Source organism: Megasphaera sp. DJF_B143, from assembly GCF_900320625.1.
Classification (GTDB): domain Bacteria; phylum Bacillota; class Negativicutes; order Veillonellales; family Megasphaeraceae; genus Megasphaera; species Megasphaera hexanoica.
In genome coordinates, this window is record NZ_ONTA01000165.1 from 1 (window position 1) to 3,679 (window position 3,679).

The window sequence follows — 3,679 nt, forward strand, 5'->3', positions numbered from 1 at the left end:
ACGGTTCGACAACGAACGGACAATCCTTCTGGTCCGTACGACCCAGGGCGGTTACCCTGCCCATTTCATGGAACAGCGTCTGCGCCAGCCCTTCCGCCTTCCCTACTGGGACCGCCAGTATGCAACGGAAACGATTTCCCCGGAAGACATAACAGAAGATACGATGCAAAGACTGGCCGCATCCTACAAAGCCGATGTCGTCCTCGTCCCGGTCGTACGGACCTGGATCTGGCGGCAGTATCACGCATACCGCGGCTGGTATGATGACGACGAATTTTTCACAGAATGCTGGTATGACCTGCGGGTATATGCCTACAATGTCAAAGATCAGACACTGAAGAGTTATAGTTCCCGCGGCTCAGAACGGGATGAAGCCTCTATCCTCAATGATCCCAATGAAATTCTGGGACGGGCCATGGACCAGATTCTGGAAAAATTGCCATATAAACGCATCCCGACGGACATTGAACGGTAATCAGCCGCTGATTTTACGCTGTGAAGCTTCCATCCAGGCCGCACCGGCAATGCCCGGAGTCGTCATTTCCCAGGGAGACAGGATGTGTTCCATCTGTTCCTCCGTCAGGATATGATGTTCCCGGATAATATCCCGTACGGGCCGTTTGGTTGCATACGCTTCCCGTGCCAGGAAGGAAGCCTTTTCATAGCCGATATGCGGCAGCAGTGCCGTAATGATGCCGACACTGTGATCAACCCAGTACTGGCATTGACTGCGATTGGCTTCCAGTCCCTTCAGCAGTTTATCGATGAACGCATAAATCGCATTCGTCAGGCACTGCATGGCACTAAAAAGATTATACGCCATGACCGGCTCCATGACATTGAGTTCGAACTGGCCGTTTTCCGAAGCAAAGGTGACGGCCAAGTCGTTGCCAATGACCTGATAGCAGGCCTGGTCGAGTACTTCTGCCATGACGGGATTGACTTTACCCGGCATGATAGATGAACCGGGCTGACGGGCCGGCAGTTTCAGTTCGTTAAGGCCACAGCGCGGTCCCGACGCCATGAGACGGAAGTCATTTGCCATTTTGATCAGCACCAGAGCCGTGCATTTCATGGCTGACGATACTTCAGCAAAGCCGTCCGTATTATTAGTCATGTCAATGAGATTGCTGGCCGTCGTAAACAGTTCCCCCGTAAGTCCGGACAATTCTTTGGCAACGCCCCGGATGTACTGAGGTTCGGCATTGAGGCCGGTACCAACGGCAGTACCACCCATATTGATAGTATGTACGCCTTCAAGAGACCGCTTGATCCGTTTGCGACCCCGGTGTACAGCCGATGCATAGGCCCCCATTTCCTGTCCCAGTGTCACCGGTACGGCATCCTGCAGGTGGGTCCGCCCCATCTTGATGACATCTTTAAAGGCTTCTTCTTTATCAAGAAGAGCCGCTTCCAAAGACCGCAATGCTTCGTTCAGTTTCTTTCCTTTGAGGATGAGGCAGACCTTCATACTCGTAGGAAATACATCGTTCGTGGACTGGGCCATATTTGCATGATTATTCGGTGATACGATATCATACCGTCCTTTGGGCTGCCCCAGGATTTCCAGTGCGCGGTTGCAGAGTACTTCGTTCATATTCATATTGACCGATGTACCGGCACCACCCTGTATAGGATCGACCGGGAACTGGTCAAGCCATTTCCCAGACAGGATTTCATCGGCTGCCTGTACCAGTACCGTACCGATTTTCTTCGGCAGACGGCCTGTCTTCATATTTGCCAGCGCGGCTGCTTTTTTGACCAGCGCCATGGCATGAATGAAATCCGGGTCGAGATGATTGCCTGTAATATGGAAATTTTCCAAAGCACGCATGGTCTGTACGCCATAATATACATCATCTGGCACATTCATTTCTCCCAAAAAATCATGTTCTGTTCTCATGATACCCCTCCTGGCCACGCACTGTTGTATACAGTATGCAATGTTTGTGATAAAGAAATTAATGAAAATTTACAAATCCATATTTCATGGGAACTGGTACAGTAAAAGGCGCTGCCGGATCTATGTCCAACAGCGCCTTTGCCGCACGTCCTATGAAATTTAGCTATATCTTAACGCTATTTGAAATGGTTGTCAAGATATACCGATACATCGTACGAACTCCCTGCAAGCCATTGCATGGTGATATTTATTGAATATGATTCTAAATACTTTAAACATTTACATTGTCTCCCGATTGCCTTATAATTTTATTAGGATACGTCTATCTTAAAATTTTGTTTTTATAAAGGAGACGATTTGCATGGAATTAGAAGAAATGTGGGAAAAGATGGTCGATTGTCTGCACAAAGAAGTAAAACCCGCCACGGGGTGTACGGAGCCGATATCGCTTGCCTACGCATCGGCTGTAGCTGCGGAAAAGCTGGGACAGCCCGTAGAAAAAATTGAAGCAAGGGTATCGGCTAACATGATGAAAAACGGGATGGCCGTCATCGTGCCGGGAACGGAAACACCGGGGCTGTACATCGCGGCAGCCGTCGGTGCACTGGGCGGTGACCCCAAAGGCGGTCTGCAAGTACTGAAACGCTTGTCTCCCGACGTCGTACGGAAGGGCAAAAAGATGGTCGCTGACAAGCTCGTATCGGTCGATATCGCCGACGTTCCCAATGTACTGTATTCCGAAGCCAAAGTCTATGGTGGCGGCCATACGGCACGGGTCTGCATTGCCGACGATCACACCAATGTCGTGCGCATCGAAAAAGACGATGCCGTCCTCTTTGAAGCACCGCCGATGAGCCGGGACGAAATCTCTCCGGAAGAACAGTTCCTGAACAACCTGACATTAAAGGATGTCTATCAATTTGCAACCGAATGTCCCATTGACGATATCCGCTTCATGGAAGAAGCCGCTAAATTAAATGAAGAATTATCCAAAGTCGGTCTTTCAGAAAAATACGGCCACTGCATCGGTTATACGATGAAATCAGAAATCCATACGGGATTCCTTAGTAACGCCCTGCAGGACATGATTATCATGAAGACAGCCGGAGCTTCTGATGCCCGCATGGGAGGGGCCCCGCTTCCGGCCATGACCAATTCCGGTTCTGGCAACCAGGGAATCACGGCTACCATTCCCGTCGTCGTAACGGCACAGAAAGTAAAGGCATCCAAGGAACAGCTCATCCGGGCCCTTACCATGTCTCATATGACGGCCATTTACATTCACAGCTTCCTTCCCAAACTCTCCGCGCTCTGCGCCTGCGGCACGGCCGCTATGGGAGCTGCTACTGGCATGGTCTGGCTCCTGGGAGGCAAATTCCAGGACGTGCAGGATACCATTTCCAACATGACCGGTGACCATATCGGTATGGTATGTGATGGCGCCGGCAACAGCTGCACCCTGAAAGTTGCCACAGCCTGCGACGCCGCCTGCCGGGCAGTCATGCTCAGCCTGCACAATATCCGCGTAACCGGTAGTGAAGGCCTGGTCAGCAACAATCCCGATGAATCCATCCGCAATATTGGCGAACTGGCCAAAAAAGGTATGGAACAGACCGATAAGGAAATCCTGCAGATCATGCTCCATAAAAATAAACTCGATGCGTGAAAGCAAGAGAACTATCTAAAAATCTTATAGATAATTGTTCAGTCATCTCATAAAACAACTCACGTACACGTAAAGCCGCAACAAATGGGCAGCTGCTCATTTTGTTGCGG

Annotated in this window: 3 protein-coding genes; 2 read left to right on the forward strand and 1 reads right to left on the reverse strand. The window is 50.3% G+C overall.

The window, feature by feature from the left end:
- Window positions 1-475, forward strand: a 475-nt coding sequence (locus tag DBO31_RS09280; protein ID WP_159897764.1) for a hypothetical protein, incomplete at its 5' end; no start/stop codon positions are given.
- Here DBO31_RS09280 and DBO31_RS04975 read toward each other — a convergent pair.
- On the reverse strand, window positions 476-1,903 hold the full coding sequence (locus DBO31_RS04975; RefSeq protein WP_150824585.1) for an aspartate ammonia-lyase: 1,428 nt from the start codon (window positions 1,901-1,903) through the stop codon (window positions 476-478).
- 361 nt (window positions 1,904-2,264) lie between these two features.
- Between DBO31_RS04975 and DBO31_RS04980 the strand changes: the two genes are divergently transcribed.
- The gene (locus tag DBO31_RS04980) at window positions 2,265-3,569 is read left to right on the forward strand and encodes a serine dehydratase subunit alpha family protein (RefSeq protein WP_059076548.1); all 1,305 of its coding nucleotides are present in this window, start codon (window positions 2,265-2,267) and stop codon (window positions 3,567-3,569) included.
- Window positions 3,570-3,679 lie beyond the last annotated feature (110 nt).